The organism is Ruegeria sp. CK1, from assembly GCF_056536545.1.
In genome coordinates this window covers 46,025-64,321 of record NZ_JBQFPX010000011.1, presented here as the reverse complement: position 1 = coordinate 64,321, position 18,297 = coordinate 46,025, and the positions used below count along the sequence as shown (strand labels likewise).

At 56.9% G+C, this 18,297-nt stretch carries 18 protein-coding genes and 1 tRNA gene; 11 read left to right on the top strand and 8 right to left on the bottom strand.

Translation table 11 applies throughout. The features are described 5' to 3' along the window. The first annotated feature begins 134 nt into the window (after window positions 1-134). The 8 genes from ACR0L3_RS18950 (at window position 135) to speB (ending at window position 9,687) form a co-directional block, all read left to right on the top strand. Entirely contained in the window at window positions 135-428 is a 294-nt protein-coding gene (locus ACR0L3_RS18950) for a (2Fe-2S)-binding protein (RefSeq protein WP_480747355.1), read from the top strand. A 269-nt stretch (window positions 429-697) separates the two neighbouring features. Continuing rightward, on the top strand, window positions 698-2,239 hold the full coding sequence (locus ACR0L3_RS18945) for a di-heme oxidoreductase family protein (RefSeq protein WP_480747354.1): 1,542 nt from the start codon (window positions 698-700) through the stop codon (window positions 2,237-2,239). 3 nt (window positions 2,240-2,242) lie between these two features. Beyond that, the gene (locus tag ACR0L3_RS18940) at window positions 2,243-3,253 is read left to right on the top strand and encodes an imelysin family protein (protein WP_480747338.1); all 1,011 of its coding nucleotides are present in this window, start codon (window positions 2,243-2,245) and stop codon (window positions 3,251-3,253) included. A gap of 3 nt (window positions 3,254-3,256) precedes the next feature. Continuing rightward, window positions 3,257-4,339 carry a DUF1513 domain-containing protein gene (locus tag ACR0L3_RS18935; RefSeq protein ID WP_480747337.1) on the top strand — a complete coding sequence of 361 codons (1,083 nt, stop codon included), beginning with the start codon at window positions 3,257-3,259 and terminating at the stop codon, window positions 4,337-4,339. 99 nt (window positions 4,340-4,438) lie between these two features. Further along, window positions 4,439-6,328 carry a biosynthetic arginine decarboxylase gene (gene speA, locus ACR0L3_RS18930; protein ID WP_480747336.1) on the top strand — a complete coding sequence of 630 codons (1,890 nt, stop codon included), beginning with the start codon at window positions 4,439-4,441 and terminating at the stop codon, window positions 6,326-6,328. 22 nt (window positions 6,329-6,350) lie between these two features. Beyond that, window positions 6,351-7,574 carry a saccharopine dehydrogenase family protein gene (locus tag ACR0L3_RS18925; RefSeq protein WP_480747335.1) on the top strand — a complete coding sequence of 408 codons (1,224 nt, stop codon included), beginning with the start codon at window positions 6,351-6,353 and terminating at the stop codon, window positions 7,572-7,574. Between the two features lie 104 nt (window positions 7,575-7,678). Next, a complete protein-coding gene (gene nspC / locus ACR0L3_RS18920; RefSeq protein WP_480747334.1) occupies window positions 7,679-8,848 on the top strand; it encodes a carboxynorspermidine decarboxylase in 1,170 nt (389 codons plus the stop codon). Continuing rightward, the gene (speB, locus tag ACR0L3_RS18915; RefSeq protein ID WP_480747333.1) at window positions 8,845-9,687 is read left to right on the top strand and encodes an agmatinase; all 843 of its coding nucleotides are present in this window, start codon (window positions 8,845-8,847) and stop codon (window positions 9,685-9,687) included. The genes nspC and speB overlap by 4 nt, the downstream gene beginning before the upstream one ends. Here the strand turns inward: speB and ACR0L3_RS18910 are convergent. After that, window positions 9,684-10,274, bottom strand: coding sequence for an HD domain-containing protein (locus tag ACR0L3_RS18910; RefSeq protein WP_480747332.1), 591 nt, complete (start codon window positions 10,272-10,274; stop codon window positions 9,684-9,686). The two genes, speB and ACR0L3_RS18910, sit on opposite strands and share 4 nt — an antisense overlap. A gap of 101 nt (window positions 10,275-10,375) precedes the next feature. On the opposite strand from ACR0L3_RS18910, the gene ACR0L3_RS18905 reads away from it, so the two are divergent. After that, window positions 10,376-11,203 (top strand): LysR family transcriptional regulator, encoded by an 828-nt coding sequence (locus ACR0L3_RS18905; RefSeq protein WP_480747330.1) that lies wholly within the window; start codon window positions 10,376-10,378, stop codon window positions 11,201-11,203. On the opposite strand, the gene lptF is transcribed toward ACR0L3_RS18905, so the two are convergent. Further along, entirely contained in the window at window positions 11,200-12,339 is a 1,140-nt protein-coding gene (lptF, locus tag ACR0L3_RS18900; protein WP_480747329.1) for an LPS export ABC transporter permease LptF, read from the bottom strand. The two genes, ACR0L3_RS18905 and lptF, sit on opposite strands and share 4 nt — an antisense overlap. A 194-nt stretch (window positions 12,340-12,533) precedes the next feature. Here lptF and ACR0L3_RS18895 point away from each other — a divergent pair, with 194 nt between their 5' ends. After that, window positions 12,534-12,746 carry a hypothetical protein gene (locus tag ACR0L3_RS18895; protein ID WP_480747328.1) on the top strand — a complete coding sequence of 71 codons (213 nt, stop codon included), beginning with the start codon at window positions 12,534-12,536 and terminating at the stop codon, window positions 12,744-12,746. 82 nt (window positions 12,747-12,828) lie between these two features. Here ACR0L3_RS18895 and ACR0L3_RS18890 read toward each other — a convergent pair whose 3' ends face one another. Together ACR0L3_RS18890 and ACR0L3_RS18885 are read right to left on the bottom strand one after the other, a co-directional pair. Further along, entirely contained in the window at window positions 12,829-13,272 is a 444-nt protein-coding gene (locus tag ACR0L3_RS18890; protein WP_480747327.1) for a hypothetical protein, read from the bottom strand. Between the two features lie 140 nt (window positions 13,273-13,412). Further along, window positions 13,413-13,488: transfer RNA gene (locus ACR0L3_RS18885), tRNA-Trp, on the bottom strand. 142 nt (window positions 13,489-13,630) lie between these two features. Between ACR0L3_RS18885 and ACR0L3_RS18880 the strand changes: the two genes are divergently transcribed. Further along, window positions 13,631-14,338, top strand: a complete 708-nt coding sequence (locus ACR0L3_RS18880; protein WP_480747326.1) for a lysophospholipid acyltransferase family protein — start codon at window positions 13,631-13,633, stop codon at window positions 14,336-14,338. On the opposite strand, the gene ACR0L3_RS18875 is transcribed toward ACR0L3_RS18880, so the two are convergent. From ACR0L3_RS18875 to ACR0L3_RS18860, 4 genes are read right to left on the bottom strand one after another with little or no spacing between them, the layout of a single operon-like run. Beyond that, window positions 14,335-14,580, bottom strand: coding sequence for a MoaD/ThiS family protein (locus ACR0L3_RS18875; protein WP_170491692.1), 246 nt, complete (start codon window positions 14,578-14,580; stop codon window positions 14,335-14,337). The two genes, ACR0L3_RS18880 and ACR0L3_RS18875, sit on opposite strands and share 4 nt — an antisense overlap. Then, a complete protein-coding gene (locus tag ACR0L3_RS18870; RefSeq protein WP_480747324.1) occupies window positions 14,573-16,828 on the bottom strand; it encodes a xanthine dehydrogenase family protein molybdopterin-binding subunit in 2,256 nt (751 codons plus the stop codon). The genes ACR0L3_RS18875 and ACR0L3_RS18870 overlap by 8 nt, the downstream gene beginning before the upstream one ends. Next, window positions 16,828-17,307, bottom strand: coding sequence for a (2Fe-2S)-binding protein (locus tag ACR0L3_RS18865; RefSeq protein WP_480747323.1), 480 nt, complete (start codon window positions 17,305-17,307; stop codon window positions 16,828-16,830). The genes ACR0L3_RS18870 and ACR0L3_RS18865 overlap by 1 nt, the downstream gene beginning before the upstream one ends. Further along, window positions 17,304-18,170: an FAD binding domain-containing protein gene (locus ACR0L3_RS18860; protein ID WP_480747322.1), complete on the bottom strand. Its 867-nt coding sequence runs from the start codon at window positions 18,168-18,170 to the stop codon at window positions 17,304-17,306. Before ACR0L3_RS18860 ends, ACR0L3_RS18865 begins: the two co-directional genes overlap by 4 nt. Window positions 18,171-18,297: the final 127 nt, after the last annotated feature.

Sequence of the window (18,297 nt, the reverse complement as noted above, 5' to 3'; positions counted from 1 at the left end):
GATCACCTTGTCTCGGGGGCGTTTGCTAGTTTACGCCCCCGGCATTCCCGCTCATGCAAAATTGTGACTTGTGACTGGACCTGAATAAAATAACTTACTAATTGAGTAAGAAATCTATCGAGTACAGATTCGCCATGATCATATGCCACTGCACCAACATATCTGACCACGATATTCGCGCCGCGATCGACTGGATGCGGACGGCCGATGCACAAGCAATCATTACCCCGGGCAAAATATACCACGCGCTGGGAAAATCAGCGGACTGCGGCGGTTGCATGCCTCTTTTTTTGGACGCGATGCGGTCAAACGACAATCTGGAGGTCCCCATGCAACTCCGCGCATTGCGAACGGCGACACCACAGGAGGCGGCAGATGAAAACCGGCCTCAAAATATTGAAATACATCAACAAATTCCTGCGGCATAAATTAACGGCAGTTAGCTGGTTTTGGCCATATTACCAAACGAATAAACTAGACCGCACTAAAGGCTTCCAGAACTCTAAGGCACACTGGTTTGTGATCCAGCAGCGGAAACAGATGCTCCCTCGAATTTCGCCAAACCCAACGACTCTTGCCGCAAGGCAGCAACTACGCACTATGTTGCGGTTCGAAGGTCTGCGACGGAATGACGGAAACCATATCGACTGCCTCAAAACGCATCTCGCTGTGTAACAAAGGATTGGCGAAGCTAATTATGCGCAACTCAACGCAGCTATCATGGACAAGGGCGAGCAGCCTTTTTGCCTTTGCGGCAATCGTCCTGGCGGCAACCCAATCTCTTGCAGCCGAACTTCAAGATCTACATCTGAATTTCGAACCACGTATCGAAGATGAACGGCTTCGCATTGCCCGCGTAACCGCAGCGCCGACAGATTTCAGCACCTTGCAAAAGTTTGAAGAATTGCCCGCAGGTGCAGCCACAGTGCGAACGCGGAACGACGCGGACGCATTTTCGCAACCTTCAGGAAATCTGAGTTTTGAGCAAGAGCTGGACTTCAAGGTCGGCAACGGGCTGTTCAAGAAAATCTGGGTGTCGTCCCCATCCTCAACGCTTGCTTCGGACGGGTTGGGTCCGCTTTACAACGCTCGTTCCTGTCAACGCTGTCACATAAAGGACGGACGCGGACATACGCCCAATGGGCCCGATGACAACGCGATTTCGATGTTTCTGCGCGTGTCGATCCCCGGCGGCGTCGGACATAACGAGATTGAGGACTATATCGCCACGCAGCCCGAGCCAAACTACGGTGGCCAGATGCAGGATCTGGCGCTGCCCGGCCATCCGGCGGAATACCGGCTGAATGTCACGTACGAAGACGTTCCAGTCACTCTTTCGGACGAAGAAACCGTCACGCTGCGCAAGCCGTCCTATACAGCGGCCGACCTTGGCTACGGGGCGCTGCATCCTGACGCCATGCTCAGCCCGCGTGTTGCACCGCAGATGATTGGCCTTGGTTTACTTGAGGCGATCCCGGTTGAGGACCTGCTGGCCAACGCGGACCCCGACGATACGGATGGCGACGGCATTTCAGGTCGCCCGAACATCGTGTGGTCGGTTGAATACGACGCACCAATGATGGGTCGCTTCGGACATAAAGCTGGCATGCCGACGATCATGGAACAGTCAGCAGCAGCATTTGCGGGCGATATAGGTATCTCCAGCCCTCTCTACCCAGCGGCCTACGGCGATTGCACGCAGGCCCAAGTTGATTGCGTGAACGCTCCGCAGGGCGACGGTGACGCTCGAGAGTTTGAAATCGACCAAATCGGTATGGACTTGGTTGCCTTCTACAGTCGCAATCTCGGCGTTCCTGCTAGGCGCGATGCAGACGATCCGCAAGTACTACGTGGCAAACAGGTGTTTCACGAAACCGGCTGTGCTTCGTGTCATAAGCCCTCATTCGTTACCCACCGTATGCAGGACCGGCCCGAGCATAGTTTTCAACTGATTTGGCCCTATTCCGACCTGTTGCTGCACGACATGGGTGAGGGCCTTGCCGACATGCGCCCCGAGGGTCGCGCCACTGGTCGAGAATGGCGCACCCCGCCACTGTGGGGGATTGGCCTAACACAACAAGTTTCGGGTCACACCCAATTCCTGCACGACGGTCGCGCGCAATCTCTGTTGGAAGCAATCCTCTGGCACGGCGGAGAGGCGCAGGCAGCTCGTGACAAGGTCGTTGGCATGCCGAAACCTGACCGTGACGCCTTAATCCGTTTCCTCGAGAGCCTTTGATCCATGCGTATCCTCGCTTATGCCGTTGCTTTGACACTGCCATTCACCACGTCGGCTCAAGACCGCAGCTCGATCCTAACTGATGCGGTCGAAGGGCATATACTGCCCGGTTACGCTGCCCTATCGGACGCGACGGCTGTACTGGCACAAGCGGCACAAACCGACTGTACGGCGACCTCGGGTGAATTGCGCGCCGCTTATCACACAGCCTTTGACGGATGGATTTCGGTTAGTCATCTGCGATTTGGCCCGTCCGAAGTGGACGACCGCGCATTCGCGCTGGCTTTCTGGCCGGACACCAAAGGCTTTACACCCAAGGCGCTGTCCGCCCTAATTTCCTCGGAAGACGACGCGGCCAAATCCACAGAGGCCTTTGCAGAAACTTCGGTGGCCGGACGCGGGTTCTATGCTTTGGAACAGATGCTTTACGACCCGAAGTTCGCGGAGCTAGGTAGCGACGCCTATCGCTGCACGTTGATACAGGCCATTACTACCGATATCGACGCCAATGCCAGTGCAATGGATGCAGATTGGGAGGCGTTTGCATCGGTGCTGACCCAACCGGGCCGCAACAGCCCCTATCGTTCGGATGACGAAGCCCTGCAAGAGCTGTACAAGACGCTGATTACAGGCCTTGAATTCACCGGTGACACACGACTTGGCCGTCCAATGGGCACATACGACCGTCCTCGTCCCAACCGGGCCGAAGCACGAAGGTCCGAGCGCTCGCTTCGTCATGTTGAGCTGTCTCTCATCGCTCTTCGCGATTTGGCAGCGCGCCTGTCGGCCGACCACCCCGGCATTTCCACCGATCTGGACAATGCTTTCACCAAAGCCATCACCCGAGCGCAAACTTTGGACGATCCGTCGCTGGCCGGTGTCGCCACACCTGAAGGCAGGTTCCGAGTTGAAGCTTTGCAACAGGCGATTAACGACATCCGCACGATAGCCGCAACCGAACTTGGGCCGACGCTGGGGATCAGCGCCGGGTTCAACTCTCTGGACGGAGACTGACCAATGCCCAGTCGCCGCCATTTCTTGGCTGGTCTTGCAGCCACCGGCCTTGCTCCGGTCCGGGGGTGGGCTGTGGCCGGTGAACCGGACTATCTGGCAGCAGCTTTGTTCCCTGATGGTAGCTATAGATTAGCGGGGCTGAGCGAGAACGGAGATGTCCTATTCACGCTCCCTTTGCCCGACCGAGGCCACGCGGCTGCGGCGCATCCGTACCGTGCAGAGGCCGTGGCTTTTGCGCGTCGCCCCGGAACGTTTGCGGTCGTGGTCGACTGCGCGACCGGGGCCGAAATTGCTCAGCTGGACGCCTCGGAAGGTCGCCATTTCTATGGTCACGGTGTCTTTTCTGCGGATGGAAAGCGCCTATTCACCACCGAAAACGATTACGAGGCGGGGAATGGTGTGATCGGCATCTGGAATACGGACAGCTACACACGTTTGGGCGAGTTCCCCTCAGGTGGCATCGGCCCCCATGACGTAAGACTAATGCCAGACCGCCAAACGTTGGTCGTCGCCAATGGTGGGATTGAAACACACCCCGAAATGGGGCGCGCCAAACTTAATCTGCCAACTATGCAACCCTGCCTGTCTTATCTGGATTTATCAGGCAAGGTTCTGGAACACGTGAAACTACCGCGCAGCCTGCATAAAAACTCGATCCGTCATCTGGCTGTACGACGAGATGGATTGGTGGCGTTTGCGATGCAGTGGCAGGGGGGCAAGTCACAACACCCACCACTACTGGGACTGCACCGCAGAGGGGAATCTCCGCGCTTGCTGTCTGCTTCGGACACTGAACAATGCTCCCTGCAAGGCTATGCGGGCAGTGTCGCTTTTGCCGGTGACGAAGCTTCTGTTGCTATCACCTGCCCGCGCGGCAATACCCTGCATCAGTTCGACATTGCAGATGGGCGGTTGATCGGAAAATTTCGACTAGAAGACGTCTGCGGCATCGGCCCCGGGCCCAATGGTTTCGTCTTCACGACTGGCACCGGAAAGGTTGGCAAAGTAACCTTGGAGCCGCGCGTTTCCGCCAGACTGGAATGCCAATGGGACAATCATCTGATCCCAATTCGTGCCTCAGTATAAGTTCCGCAAACACCGTCACATAGATTACACTTGGAAGAATCAAACTGCTGCCGTATTGGCGGGCGCTAAACTGGCACCCAACTTTAAGGACTGACTTGATTGAAACAGACGCCCGACGCACCGCATTCCATTTACGGAGTTGAGAAATGGGGCAAAGGCCTCATTGAGGTGACAGAGCAGGGCGAGATCGGTCTGCGTAATCCGCTGGAACCCGATGCAGCGGCGATCAGCCTGCCCGGTATCCTCAGCGATTTGGATGACCGGGGCATCAAGGCCCCAATGGTGTTACGAGTTACTTCGTATCTAGAGCATGAAATTGCCCATCTCAATGAAAGCTTCTGTAACGCGATCGAGCGGGTTGGCTATAAAGGCAGCTACCGCGGCGTTTTCCCGATCAAGGTCAACCAACAGGCGCAAGTCGTTGACCGGATCGTTGAGTTTGGAAAGAAGTACAATTACGGGCTTGAAGCCGGATCGAAACCCGAATTGGTTGTCGCACTGGCGCACCGTCTGGCGCCCGACGCACTGATCGTCTGCAATGGCGTCAAGGATGCAGAGTTCATTCAACTTGCAATTCTATCCCGCAAGATCGGCTTCAATACCGTTATCGTATTGGAAAGCCCGAAAGAGGCTGACACGGTCATCGAAGTCTATAACGAGTTGGGCATCGAACCGCTGATCGGCGTGCGGGTAAAACTGACTAACCAGATCAGCGGCAAGTGGGAAGAAAGCTCGGGCGACCGCTCGGCATTTGGCATGAACACCGACCAACTTGTTGCTACTGTGGACAAGCTGAAGGCGGCAGGTCTTCTGCATTGCCTGAAGCTACAGCACTCACATCTGGGATCTCAGGTCCAGGACGTCAATGACGTCCGCCGCGCAGTGGGCGAAGCCTGCCGATACTTCACCGAACTGACGCGCGAAGGCGTGCCATTAACCCATCTGGACCTCGGTGGCGGCATGGGCGTGGACTATACCGGTGAGAAAAAAGCCGCAGAAAACTCGATCAACTACACGGTCGAGGAATACTGCGCCAACGTGGTGGAAACCGTTGCATATGCAATGGACGAGGCGGAGATAGACCACCCCACACTGGTTACTGAAAGCGGTCGTGCGGTCGTGGCCACATCGTCGATGCTGGTGTTCAATGTGTTGGAAAGCACCTTGTACGACGCTCCCAACGGCCCTGAGGTCGAACCGGACGACCACCATATGGTCTCGGACCTTGCCGCCGTGCACAGTTATCTCAGCAAAGACCGCCTGCAGGAATGCTGGAACGACGCCACCTTCTATCGCAACGAGCTGCGCGCCCTATTCCGCCGCGGTTATGTCGATCTGCGCCAGATGGCGCGCGCCGAGCGTATCTATCTGTCGCTCATGGCTCGACTCAAAGCACTAGCTGCCAGTGACGATATTGAGACAGACGTGGATGACCAGCTTGAAAAAGTGGCCGATATCTATCACTGCAACTTCTCGCTATTTCAATCCCTTCCCGACGTCTGGGCCATCGACCAGTTGCATCCCATTGTGCCTCTGCAGGGGCTGAACCAGACCCCGGACCGCCGCGCTGTCTTGTCCGATATTACTTGCGACAGCGACGGTAAGATCGACCGGTTTATTTTGGCCGACGGAGTCTCGCCCAGCTTGCCGGTACATTCCCTGCCCGAAGAACAAGAGTATCTGATGGGGGTGTTCTTTGTCGGCGCCTATCAGGAAACACTGGGCGATCTGCACAACCTGTTCGGCGACACAAACGTTGTCACTATCGACCTACGCGCAGATGGCGGCTTCGACCTGCTGCACGAACAAGAGGGCGATACGATCAGCCAGGTCCTGTCCTACGTGGAATTCGACCCTCAGGATTGCGTCGCCGCCTTCCGCAAAATGGTGGACGAGGCGATCTCGACCGGTACTCTGCAAGCCAAAGACCGCAAAACCCTGATGAGCGCTTATCGCGACTCGATCAACGGCTACACATATTACGAATAACCCCAGAGAGGAGATTACCCCCATGGGAACTTTGAGTGGCAAAACACTGGTTGTCGGCGCTGGCGGCGTTTCACACGCGGCCGTGCACAAGATGGCGATGAATTCGGACATCTTCACCGAAATCACTCTGGTCAGCCGGACCAAGTCGAAATGCGATGCCATCGCCAAAGCGGTGAAAGAGCGTATAGGCGTTGATATCGCCACGGCGGAACTGGATGCCTACAAGGTCGAAGACACGGTCAAGCTGATCAAGGAAACCGGGGCCGAGATTCTGGTGAACCTCGCTCTGCCCTATCAGGATCTGGTCCTGATGGATGCCTGCCTCGAGGCCGGGATCCACTATCTGGATACCGCGAACTACGAGCCCGAGGATGAGGCCAAGTTCGAGTATCATTGGCAATGGGCCTATCAGGAGCGGTTCAAAGAGGCGGGCCTGACCGCCATTCTCGGCTCGGGCTTTGATCCGGGGGTCACATCCGTCTTTGCCAAATGGCTCAAGAAACACAAGCTGGACACCATTCGTCAGATCGACGTGCTGGACGCCAATGGCGGCAGCAACGAACAGGAATTTGCCACCAACTTCAACCCTGAGATCAACTTGCGCGAAGTGCTCGCCGAAGTCCGGCATTGGGAAGGGGGCGAGTGGAAACACAGCCCGGCGATGACTCACAAGGTCGAGTTCGACTTCCCCGCCATCGGCCCCAAGAACATGTACCTGATGTACCACGAGGAACTGGAGTCGCTCTCGACCCACTTCCCCGAGATCGAGCGCGCCCGTTTCTGGATGACGTTCGGCGACGCCTATATCACCCACGCCAAAGTGCTGGAAAACGTGGGTATGACCCGCATCGATCCGGTGATGCATGACGGTAAGGAAATCATTCCGATCCAGTTCTTGAAAACCCTGCTGCCCGATCCCGGCGATCTGGGCGCGGAAACCAAAGGCAAGGCCTGTATCGGCGACATCGCCACAGGTCAGGCCAAGGATGGTTCGGGCGAGAAGACCTACTACATCTACAACATCTGCGACCACGAAGAATGCTACGCGGAGGTCGGATCACAAGCGGTCAGCTACACCACCGGCGTTCCAGCTATGATCGGTGCCGCGCAGGTTTTAAAAGGCAACTGGACCGAGCCGGGCGTTTGGAACATGGAACAGCTCGACCCGGATGACTTCATGGACATGCTGAATGAACACGGCCTGCCATGGCAGGTCCACGAACTCGACGGCCCGGTCGAATTCTGAGGCCTCGGGGCGGTCAGCGCGTCCGCCCTGCTTCATCTGGCTATAAATATCCCGGGGGTCCGGGGGCAGCGCCCCCGGCCTCTCCACAATCGGAGACGCTGGACATGTCCGACATGATGACCACACAGGCCGGAGACGCCGGAGCCTTCCGCAATTTCGATCTCAGCCGCGTTCCTACACCTTGCTTCGTGGTTGACGAAAAGGCGGTCGAACGCAATCTGAGCATCCTCGCGGATGTCGGAACCCGATCCGGCGCACATGTGCTGAGCGCGCTCAAAGCCTTCTCCATGTTCTCGCTGGCCCCGCTGGTACGCCAGCATCTCGGCGGCACCTGCGCTTCTGGAATTTATGAGGCTCGCTTGGGTCGCGAAGAATACGGCGGCGAAGTCGCCACCTTCTGCGCAGGCTACAAAGACACTGACATCGACGAAATCCTGTCGCTATCCGATCACATCATCTTTAACTCACCCGCCCAAAAGGACCGGTTCCTCGTCAAGGCTCAAACCGCAGGTGTTCAGGTTGGACTTCGCATCAACCCGGAACATTCTGAAGGTGAGGTCCCGAAATACGACCCGTGCGCGCCGTGTTCGCGCCTCGGGATGCCTGTCAGTCAACTAACCGAAGCCACCCTGACCGGCGTTGATGGCCTGCACATGCACACACTTTGCGAGCAGGGCTTTGAGCCGTTGCAGCGCACATGGGCGGCAGTGGAACCCAAGCTCAAACCCTTTCTCGGCCAACTCAAATGGCTGAATTTCGGCGGCGGTCATCACATTACCCGCGACGACTATGATCGCGACGGTCTAGTAAGCTTCATCAAGGATATTCGGGAAACCTATGGCACCGAGGTCTATCTCGAACCCGGTGAGGCCGTCGCGCTGGATGCGGGCATTCTGGTCGGAGAAATCCTCGACCTGCCCACCAACGGCATGAACCTTGCGATTACCGATATCTCGGCCACCTGCCACATGCCTGATGTGATCGAAGCCCCCTACCGCCCTGCCCTGATGGACGAGGCTGAGGCAGGACATACCTATCGACTTGGCGGCCCGTCATGCCTAGCGGGCGACGTGATCGGCGATTACACGTGGGACCAGCCGTTGGAGATCGGCCAACGCTTTGCCTTCCTCGATCAGGCACATTACTCGATGGTCAAGACCAACACGTTCAACGGCGTTCCGCTTCCAACAATCGCGCTGTGGAACAGTGAGACGGACGAGCTGAACATCATCAAACAGTTCGGCTATGACGACTTTAAGGACAGACTCTCATGAGCATTTTTCTCGACAGTGAACTGACCGCAGCCGAGCGCACCGAAGACGCCCGGTTTCGGGTAATCCCGGTACCATTAGAGCGCACTGTGTCTTATGGCTCGGGTACGGCGAACGGCCCTGCCGCAATCATCGAGGCCAGCAATGAGCTTGAACGCATCACCGGCCATGCTGAGCCTTGCGTCGAGGGTATCTTCACCGAAGAACCAGTAGAATGTGACGCCCCCCTGCCCGATATCATGGACCGCCTTGCCCAGCGCACCGAGGCCGCCGTCCGCGCAGGCAAGATACCTGTAACACTGGGTGGTGAACATTCGCTCAGCTACGGTGCCGTGATGGGTGTGGCGCGCGCGCTGAACCAACCCATCGGCATTGTCCAGATCGATGCCCATGCCGATTTGCGCAACGCCTATCAGGGTGAGAAACACTCCCACGCCTCGGTCATGCATCTGTTGGCCGAGGAAGGCATCCGGCTGGCCCAGTTCGGTGTCCGCGCCTTTTCCACCGAAGAGGCAAAGAGCCGTCTGAGAAACCACGTCTTCCACGTAGACGCCGAGGAACTAGTCACCGGCAACATCCACGCGGTCGACCTTCCCGAGGACTTCCCTGAACTGGCTTATGTCAGCTTTGATGTCGACGGACTCGACCCGTCGCTGATGCCAGCGACCGGCACACCCGTTCCCGGTGGTCTGGGATACTATCAGGCGCTGCGGCTGGTCGAGCACGCCCTTAAAGGGCGCAAATGCGTAGGTTTTGACGTGGTTGAGCTGGCCCCGGACGGCAATGCCGCCTGGGACTTTACCGCCGCTCAGATCGTCTATCGCCTGATGGCGGCCTGTTAACCGTCAGAGGTTTCGTTCAGTTCCATGTGCCCCTCGCCCTTGTTCAGGACACGGCGCAGCATGGGCTCGAAGAACTCCAGCTGTTTGGTCGGGTAATCCGGGTCAAAGGCCTTTTGATCGTACTCATGGCAGAAATACCGGCAGTCCTCCCAATAGGGGCTGTCGCGATACTTGTCCCGAGCGTGTCGATCACCGCCGAGGTGGTGGTTGTAGTAGTAGCCCTGAAAAACGCAGTGGTGCTTGAGAATCCAGTAGGTCTTTTCGCTGACATACGGTTTCATCATCGCCGCTGACAACTCACCATGGTTATAGGGCGACAGTATATCACCGGTGTCATGGATCAACGCAGCGACCACCAACTCTTCGTCCGCACCGTCTTCATAAGCGCGCGTCGCGGCTTGCAAGCTGTGCTGGTAGCGATTCACGGGATATGGTGTCCACTCCTCATCCAGCGAGCGGATCGCATCCAGAATCCGATCAGGCAGGGCAGCATTATACGCCTCTTCATACTCCATGACGGCATCCCAGTCGGCTTTGGTGGCCTCTTCAAAACTGGTCCAGGTCGGCTTGTGAGTTTTGTCCAGCATGGCGCGGTCCTTTAACTGATCAGCTCAGGTTAGATTAGCGCAACGTCATTGGTTAAAAAAATGAATTGATTTTATCGAACTGATGAAAAAATACTTTCAATATGCAAATCAAGGCAATTGAGACATTTCTCTGCGTAGCTGAGACCGGAGGCTTCCATGCCGCTGCGCGCCAACTGAACGTCACTCAGACGGCTGTCAGTGCGCGTATACGGCTGATCGAGGAGGAAACCGGCAGGCAACTGTTTACGCGTGGCGCAGGGGGCACCTGCCTCACCGAATTTGGTCGGCAATTTAGACCCTATGCAGAGCAGATGTTGTCACTTTGGTCCTTTGCCTCAATGGATCTTCCCGCGCAGACGCAGAACCGGGTTGCACTGCGTCTCGGCGCGCAGCTCAGCATCTGGGATCCCCTACTCGTCGATCTGGCCGTGCGCTTTGAACAGAAGCTCGGACAGCTTCTGCTGACACTGAACTTCGACCACGATCTACACATGGTAGACGCCGTTTCCACCCATGTTCTGGACGCGGCACTAACCCACGAACAACCTAGGGACCCGCGTGTACAATCACATGAACTGAACGCCGAACGACTGATCCTTGTCAAAACGCCGGCGTCAACAGATCCGGTCTTCGTCAATCTGGAACTTGGAGAGCTGTATCAGGACCACGTCCGCTCAACCGCGCGGCAAGCGGCTGGTCAAACTGTGTTTCTGGGCAATTGCCTTATGGCCTTACGCTATGTCTTAAGCCGCGGTGGGACCGGATATTTTCCGGAATACATCATTCGGGATCATATATCCTCTGGCGATCTGATCGCGGTGGACGGGGCGATCGACCTGCATCTACCACTGTATCTTATAACCCGTAAGGGTACGACGGCATCCAGTGACATTCTCACCTGTCTGACGGATCTGAGGCCCGCAATTTAGGATTGAGGCAACACGCGAGACGCGCCGCGGTTTCGCCTACCTATCAAGGGTCGTCCAGCAATCAGAAGGAACAACCCCGAGATCGCGATACCAATTATCGCTGGCAGATACAGCAGAATCCAAAGCTTAGGATCGGCGATCACAACAGGTGAGACAAACCCACGTACACCCTCGAGCAAGATCAAAATCGTAAAAGCGCCCAAGATTTGTGGCCACAAGCCGAAACGTGAAAAACTACCCAACATCAAGGTTGAGAACCCGGCCAACGCCACCGCCACGCAGATCGCAATCCAGGAAAACCGCTGATGCAATTCGTCGGTTAGTTCGCCCTTGGAAAAACCGTCAGCTGCACTGACAGCATCTTGGTCCCGCAACAATTCGATCGTGGGAATAGCTTCGAGACTACGTTTGGCCTTTGTACTCGTGTTGGTCAATTCGGAGATATCGTACGAGGCGTCTTCGAATAGGGTTGAAGATAGCGTTCTGCCTTGCTGATCCAAGCGCAACGCGACCCCATCCAACATCACAAGGTGAACGCCTGTCTCGTTACTGACCAGATAAGCCGTTACCGAAGAGTAACTGACCGGGTTTAACTTATCCCTGCGGTCTGAAACGAAAACTTCGGACAGCGTCCCATCCAGTTCAATCTCGCCGATGTATACTGTAACGCCGTCCGCCGGGTGCAGGAACTCTCCCTCGTTCAGCAACTGCGCGGTCACGTCTCCGGCCACTTCGGCCTGACGTTGCTCTAGCTGTTCGACAGAAGCAGGGCGCAAAAAAACACTAATAACCGCCATCATCAGACCAGCAACCAAACCGAACAGGAAGACTGCTCGCGATAATCGCCAGGGGCTGGAACCAGTGGCCAGCATGACAGTCATCTCGCTTTCTCGGCTTAGACGATTGGTCGCGTAAACTGCGGCGGCAAACACTGCCATTGGCATCACCGTTCGGATCAGGGTCGGCAGTGTCAGCGCGGTAAACTCTAGGAAAACCATCGCCGATTGCCCGCCGCTGATGACGCGGTCAAACAAGCTAACGGATCGGGTGATCCAGAACACGCCGACCAGAACCAGGGTGAAAAAGCCGAACAGAATCAGCAATTGCCGCAGGAAATACCCATCAAAACGCGACATGTGTCCTCTTATGCGTGTCCGTGTTGTGCGGACATTATGCCATTCTGTCGCCTTAGGAAACCGGACTTTGAACGTATTGGGCTGTCGTTGACCAAGGCCCGACATAAAGGAACATTAACTTTGTGCACAGGCAAAGTTCAGTGCCGCTGCCGATCTAACCCTCAGAACTGACCAATCATGCAAAGGAGGGTGCTATGATGGCCTATGCAGACTACATCACCGGAAAAGGTCTCTTTTCCAACATTTTTGCGTCCGCCGAAGACCGAAAGGCGAAGCGTGAAAAGAAAGCCCTGTACAAAAGGCAACAACGCGAAATCGAAATGATGTCCGAGCGAGAGCTTGAAGAGCTCGGCTATGGCCGTGGGGATTTGCAAGAGCTTGTCTACCGGCATCACTTTTGCGGTTAACCCAATAAGCGTTCAGAACGAACAGAATTGAATGAGGTCGTGATCGGGCGCATCATGCGTTCGATCACAAGTCGTCAGCCGCCTAATCCGGCAGAATGTAAATCGTCAGGTAGCACAGCAGCTGAAACCCGCCCTGTACCATGTGATTTTGTTCCAGATCGAAATTCATGACCACCTGATCAGCCAAGAAGAACGCAAGCCACAGCCCCAGAGACACGATGTAGGCGAGGTCCGTACGCTTCATCCACAGGTCTTTTTGCGCATAGGGCGTGAGCAATGCGGTCAAGAACAATCCAGCGGAAAGCAGCGCCCAAAGGATGATTCCAACAAAGAGCGCGATATCGACCGACGTGGTCGCGCCAAACGGTTCGAGTGTCTTTTCCAAAAACGGATAGTTGTGGCCGTCAAACCAGTTGGTCGAGGTTACACCAAGCAATTCCAGCCCGCCGATGAAATCGGTCAGAAAGGCAAAGGCCCACCACAGAAACCAAAAACCAACCAAACTCTGCTTAAAGAAAATTCGCATTGATCGCCCCGGGCAAATCTCAACTACTTTCCATTTTAGGGCTCAATGATACGCATGTTGTGGAAAAACTGAAATGCCGATCGAAAAATGCAGCATGCTGGCGACGCAGCGCACATGTTCCCAAACGACAATATGGAGAATGGCAGGGGCAGCAGGGTTCGAACCCGCGACCTACGGTTTTGGAGACCGTCGCTCTACCAACTGAGCTATACCCCTAAGGTGCGCCCCAGATATGCCAGCCGCGCGGCGGACTCAAGAGGCTTTTTCAGATTCCACACGAGTAATGCATGTGACATACAAGTTGCGCACTGTGCTGAGTTCTATAAGACACGGTTTGGTCAATACGAGGGGCCCATTCGTGAGTATCCGCAAAAAAATCGCCGACAGCGAAGCCGTTCTGAACTGGGCCGCGCGACGGATCGCAAGTTATATCCGGATGGTTAACAGAAATACCAAATGGCAGCGCATCGGATATGAAGAATTGGACGCTCTGGTCGAACAGGGTGAACCGGTCATCGTGGTGTTGTGGCACCAGCGGCTGGCACAGTCGCCGTACTTCTTTCCGCTGGATAAAGGTCCGATATGTTCTATTACATCCTCGGCCCGGGCTGGCAGCATGGTGGGGCGCGTGCAAAAGCTGTTCGGCATGGATACGATTGCCATGGCCAGCAAACACAAGAGCAACGTTGCCGTGTCGCGCGAAGTGTTGGGCAAGATGAAGAAAGGGATTGCCATAGGCATCGCCGCTGACGGTCCGCGCGGACCGGAACGAGTGCTGTCCACGGTGCCTCTGGTTTGGGCCCGCACTTCGGGCAAGCGGGTTTTCGGGATTACTTTTTCAACGCGCCATGGACGTGAAGCAGGTACATGGGATCGCCTACTGATGCCTCGCCCCTGGCGGAACGAAGGCGTTTTCCTGTGCCGGGAATGGAAGGAAACAGTGCCGCGCAAAGCCTCGGAAGATCAGATCGAAGAACTGCGCCTCAGCCTCGAGCAGCACATGAACGACATCACCGCCGAAGCCGACCGCATGGTTGGGCGTGAGCCGTGGGCTCCAGCGGCTTAACCACCCCTCAAACGTTGCATCAGATAGACTTCGCTGCCTTCCGGGATTGGTTCGGTCAATCCGCTTGCAATGACGCGCCCATCGATAGCTACCGAGACACCGGCATCAATTGGCCCCTGCAGCTGCGGATGAACCCGCACCAGTTCCCGCAACAACTCACCGGTGGTTTTGGCCTCAACCTCCACCACCTGCTGGCCCCCGGTCAGAGATCGGAGACCAGACCATAGATGGACCTCAACCATTGTCCTTGAGGGCCGCCAGAATGCGCGGCGGCGACATTGGCAATTGACGCATCCTTACCCCTGCCGCGTGCGAGACCGCATTGGCGATTGCAGCCAGTGGCGGCACGATCCCGGTTTCACCCACGCCCCGAACACCAAACGGGTGGCCGGGGTTGGGCACTTCGACAATCACCGTGTCGATCATTGGCAAGTCGCTGGCGACCGGGATGCGGTAGTCGAGGAAGATCGAGTTCTGCAGGCGGCCATCGTCGCCATAGATATACTCCTCGTTCAACGCCCAGCCGATGCCTTGCGCAGCACCGCCCTGATACTGACCTTCTACATAGGTCGGGTGAATCGCCTTACCGGCATCCTGGATGACCGTATATCGGGTGATCGAAGTTTTACCGGTTTCCGGATCAACCTCGGCATCGACGATATGGGTACCGAAGGATACACCTGCACCTTCCGGCGTTGCCTCAAAGTGGCCCGAGATCGGGCCGCCGGTGGCACCCATATGTGCAGTTATGTCAGCCAGAGGGCGCGGATCGAAATCGCCGGCGTTGGGGCCCGAGGGCACGGCACAACCGTTTTCCCATTTGACGGCTTCTTCCGGTATCCCCCAGCTGGCTGCCGCGCGGGCACAGAGCTGTTCAACCGCGTGGCGCGCTGCCTTGATGGTTGCCAGTCCCGACGCATATGTCACCCGCGAACCGTGGCTGACGTCGTTGTACCCCAACGTGGCAGTGTCGGCGATTGTTACACGGATATTCTCGTAAGGAATGCCCAGAACCTCAGCCGCCATCAGCGCCATTGACGCGCGCGAGCCACCGATGTCCGGTGTGCCCACCATCAGCTGCGCGGACCCGTCTTCGGACAGAGCCAGCGACACCGACGTTTCGCCTCCGTGGTTGAACCAGAATCCGCAAGAAATCCCGCGACCTTGTCCCGGTTTCAACGGCGCCGAATAGTGAGGATGCGCCTTGGCTGCTTCCAACGTTTCGACAAGACCGATGCGTTCATAGGTCGGACCATAGCTGGCCTTGGTGCCCTCATGCGCCGCGTTTTTAAGCCGCACATCAACCGGATCAAGGCCCAGTTTCTTGCACAGTTCGTCGATCACCGATTCAACTGCAAAAGCCCCCATCGGTGCGCCCGGCGCGCGGTAGGCAGCCTGTTTCGGGCGGTTCGCCATGACGTCGTAGCCAATCTGCTTAACATTGGTCAGGTTATACGGAGCAAAGGCGCACATGGCGGTCATATCGCCCGGCGCTCCGGGAAACGCCCCGCCCTGAAGGCGGAACACACCTTGAGCTGCCGAAATGGTACCGTCCTTCTTCATCCCGATCTTAACGTCCATGGACGCTGACGAGGTCGGGCCGGTCGCCCGGAACACCTCGGACCGGGACATTACAACTTTGACTGGGCGGTTGGCCTTGCGGCTAAGCGCCAGCGCGACAGGTTCGATGAAAACAGTCGTCTTGCCGCCGAAACCGCCGCCGATTTCCGATGCGGTCACGCGTAATTGCGAGGTTTCTATCCCCAACAGCGCCGCACAAGTTTTCTGCGCAATCCAGTGACCTTGTGTAGTACACCAAAGCTCACCTTTACCGTCATTGCCCAACATGCCCAGACAGGCGTGCGGTTCGATATACCCCTGATGGGTCGCCTCGGTCACAAAGCTGTCTTCGATAACCAAATCGGCCTCGGCGAAACCGGCCTCAACATCTCCGTGACCACTTTCGTGATACCGCACAACGTTCGGGTGCATCCCTTTGGGCACAGAGTAGTCCGCTGCGCCCTCGCGAATGACGGGCGCGTCAGAGGCCATCGCCTTGTCCACGTCGGTGACGTGCGGCAGCACCTCGTATTCGACTTCGATCAGTTTCAAAGCGTCACGCGCTGCGAGAGCGGATGTGGCAGCCACCGCCGCCACCGCGTGGCCATCATAAAGCGCCTTTTCACCCGCCATGACGTTTTCCAACACGTTCCAGAATTCGCCCTCTAGACCGGGGTGGAACGGCACGTCTGCGAAATCCGCGCGAGTGACGACTGCTTTGACGTCTTTGTGCGCCTCGGCCTTAGAGGTGTCGATCTTCAAAATCCGCGCATGCGCGTGCGGAGAGCGTAGGATGGCGCCGTGCAGCATCCCAGGCGCTGACATATCCGCCCCGAACTTTGCGCGGCCAGTCACCTTATCCAAACCGTCAGGACGATTCGGGCGGGTGCCTACAAAAGTGAATTCCGATTTGCGATCATCCAATGCCATTACGAAGCCTCCCGCAATTCTTCGGCCGTTTCCATCACGGCACGAATAATCTTGTCATAACCGGTACAGCGGCAAAGATTGCCTGCCAGCCAATACCGTGTCTCTTCTTCGGTTGGGTTAGGGTTTTTCTCTAGTAGCGACTTGGCAGCCACCAGAATCCCCGGCGTGCAGATTCCGCACTGTAGGGCGGCGTGTTCGATGAACTTTTTCTGCAACGGATGCAGAACGTCGCCCTCTGCGATGCCCTCGACGGTTTCGATATTCTTACCTTCAGCTTCGACGCCTAGCATCAGGCAGGAGCACACCAGACGACCATCAACAGTAACCGAACAGGCACCGCAATCGCCAGTGCCGCAGCCCTCTTTTGCGCCGGTCAGGTTCAGCTTGTCGCGCAGGCAGTCCAGCAAGGTTTCGCGTGGGTCACACAGATATTCGACAGTGTCGCCGTTCACAGTGGTTGATACGTGCAACTTGCTCATACGTCTTCTCCCTTAGCACGGGCATATGCGATTTTCGCGGCGCGTTTGGCCAGCACGCCAGCGACCTCGGTGCGGAACGCAATGGTGCCGCGCTTATCGTCAATCGGATTGCACGCAGCGGACGCTGCAGCCGCCAGCGCGTCAAGCGCGGCCTCGTCCAACGTGCTGCCTATGATCGCCTTGGCGCAATCCTCGACCAGCAGAACAGTCGGTGCGACAGCGCCCAATGACACGCGCGCCTCGGTGACTGTGTCACCGTCCAGACGCAAGCTGACGCCGACACCAACGACCGCGATGTCCATTTCGGTTCGCGGAATAAAGCGAAGATAAGCGTCTCCGCCATTCTCGCCGCGCGCTGGGATATGTACGGCCGAGATCAACTCTCCCTTGGCCAGAGACGTTTTGCCCGGGCCGGTCGGGATATCCTCGACGGCCACTTCGCGGTCGCCTTCCGGACCGGTCACCGTGACGGTCACACCTGCTGCGACCATCGCCGGAACCGAATCCGCAGCCGGAGAGCCGTTGCAGAGGTTGCCGGTCAGCGTTGCGCGCCCTTGCACCTGGGTTGATCCGATCAGGTCCATCGCCTCAACCACGCCCGGCCAATCGCGACCTAGGTCAGAGTGTTCGCTCATTTCGGCGCCGGTGGTGGCAACGCCCAGCGTCCAACTGCCATCAGCGTTTTGATTGATGTCGCTGACGCCAGCGATCTTTTTGATGTCGATGAGCGTGTCGGGCGTCACCAGCTCTGAACGCAGCTGCACAAGCACATCGGTGCCGCCTGCCAGAAACCGTGTGGTGCCCGTCGCATTGGAGGCCAGAGCCGAAGCCTCGGCAAAGCTGGCGGGGCTGTGATAATCCATGAAATACCTCGCACCTGTTGATCAGGATTCACTGGGGTTCGCTGGGGACGTTAGTGCAGCAACATAGCCGCGTCCATGGCAGTAACGACCAATTTTTGCATTATCTGATGTCGTTTCCAGACCCCAT

Bases quoted from the DNA above. Each gene is read 5' to 3' on its own strand.
- ACR0L3_RS18950 (WP_480747355.1), top strand. From the start codon at position 135: ATGATCATATGCCACTGCACCAACATATCTGACCACGATATTCGCGCC.
- ACR0L3_RS18945 (WP_480747354.1), top strand. From the start codon at position 698: ATGCGCAACTCAACGCAGCTATCATGGACAAGGGCGAGCAGCCTTTTT.
- ACR0L3_RS18940 (WP_480747338.1), top strand. From the start codon at position 2,243: ATGCGTATCCTCGCTTATGCCGTTGCTTTGACACTGCCATTCACCACG.
- ACR0L3_RS18935 (WP_480747337.1), top strand. From the start codon at position 3,257: ATGCCCAGTCGCCGCCATTTCTTGGCTGGTCTTGCAGCCACCGGCCTT.
- ACR0L3_RS18925 (WP_480747335.1), top strand. From the start codon at position 6,351: ATGGGAACTTTGAGTGGCAAAACACTGGTTGTCGGCGCTGGCGGCGTT.
- nspC (WP_480747334.1), top strand. From the start codon at position 7,679: ATGTCCGACATGATGACCACACAGGCCGGAGACGCCGGAGCCTTCCGC.
- speB (WP_480747333.1), top strand. From the start codon at position 8,845: ATGAGCATTTTTCTCGACAGTGAACTGACCGCAGCCGAGCGCACCGAA.
- ACR0L3_RS18910 (WP_480747332.1), bottom strand. From the start codon at position 10,274: ATGCTGGACAAAACTCACAAGCCGACCTGGACCAGTTTTGAAGAGGCC.
- ACR0L3_RS18905 (WP_480747330.1), top strand. From the start codon at position 10,376: ATGCAAATCAAGGCAATTGAGACATTTCTCTGCGTAGCTGAGACCGGA.
- lptF (WP_480747329.1), bottom strand. From the start codon at position 12,339: ATGTCGCGTTTTGATGGGTATTTCCTGCGGCAATTGCTGATTCTGTTC.
- ACR0L3_RS18895 (WP_480747328.1), top strand. From the start codon at position 12,534: ATGATGGCCTATGCAGACTACATCACCGGAAAAGGTCTCTTTTCCAAC.
- ACR0L3_RS18890 (WP_480747327.1), bottom strand. From the start codon at position 13,272: ATGCGAATTTTCTTTAAGCAGAGTTTGGTTGGTTTTTGGTTTCTGTGG.
- ACR0L3_RS18875 (WP_170491692.1), bottom strand. From the start codon at position 14,580: ATGGTTGAGGTCCATCTATGGTCTGGTCTCCGATCTCTGACCGGGGGC.
- ACR0L3_RS18870 (WP_480747324.1), bottom strand. From the start codon at position 16,828: ATGGCATTGGATGATCGCAAATCGGAATTCACTTTTGTAGGCACCCGC.
- ACR0L3_RS18865 (WP_480747323.1), bottom strand. From the start codon at position 17,307: ATGAGCAAGTTGCACGTATCAACCACTGTGAACGGCGACACTGTCGAA.
- ACR0L3_RS18860 (WP_480747322.1), bottom strand. From the start codon at position 18,170: ATGGATTATCACAGCCCCGCCAGCTTTGCCGAGGCTTCGGCTCTGGCC.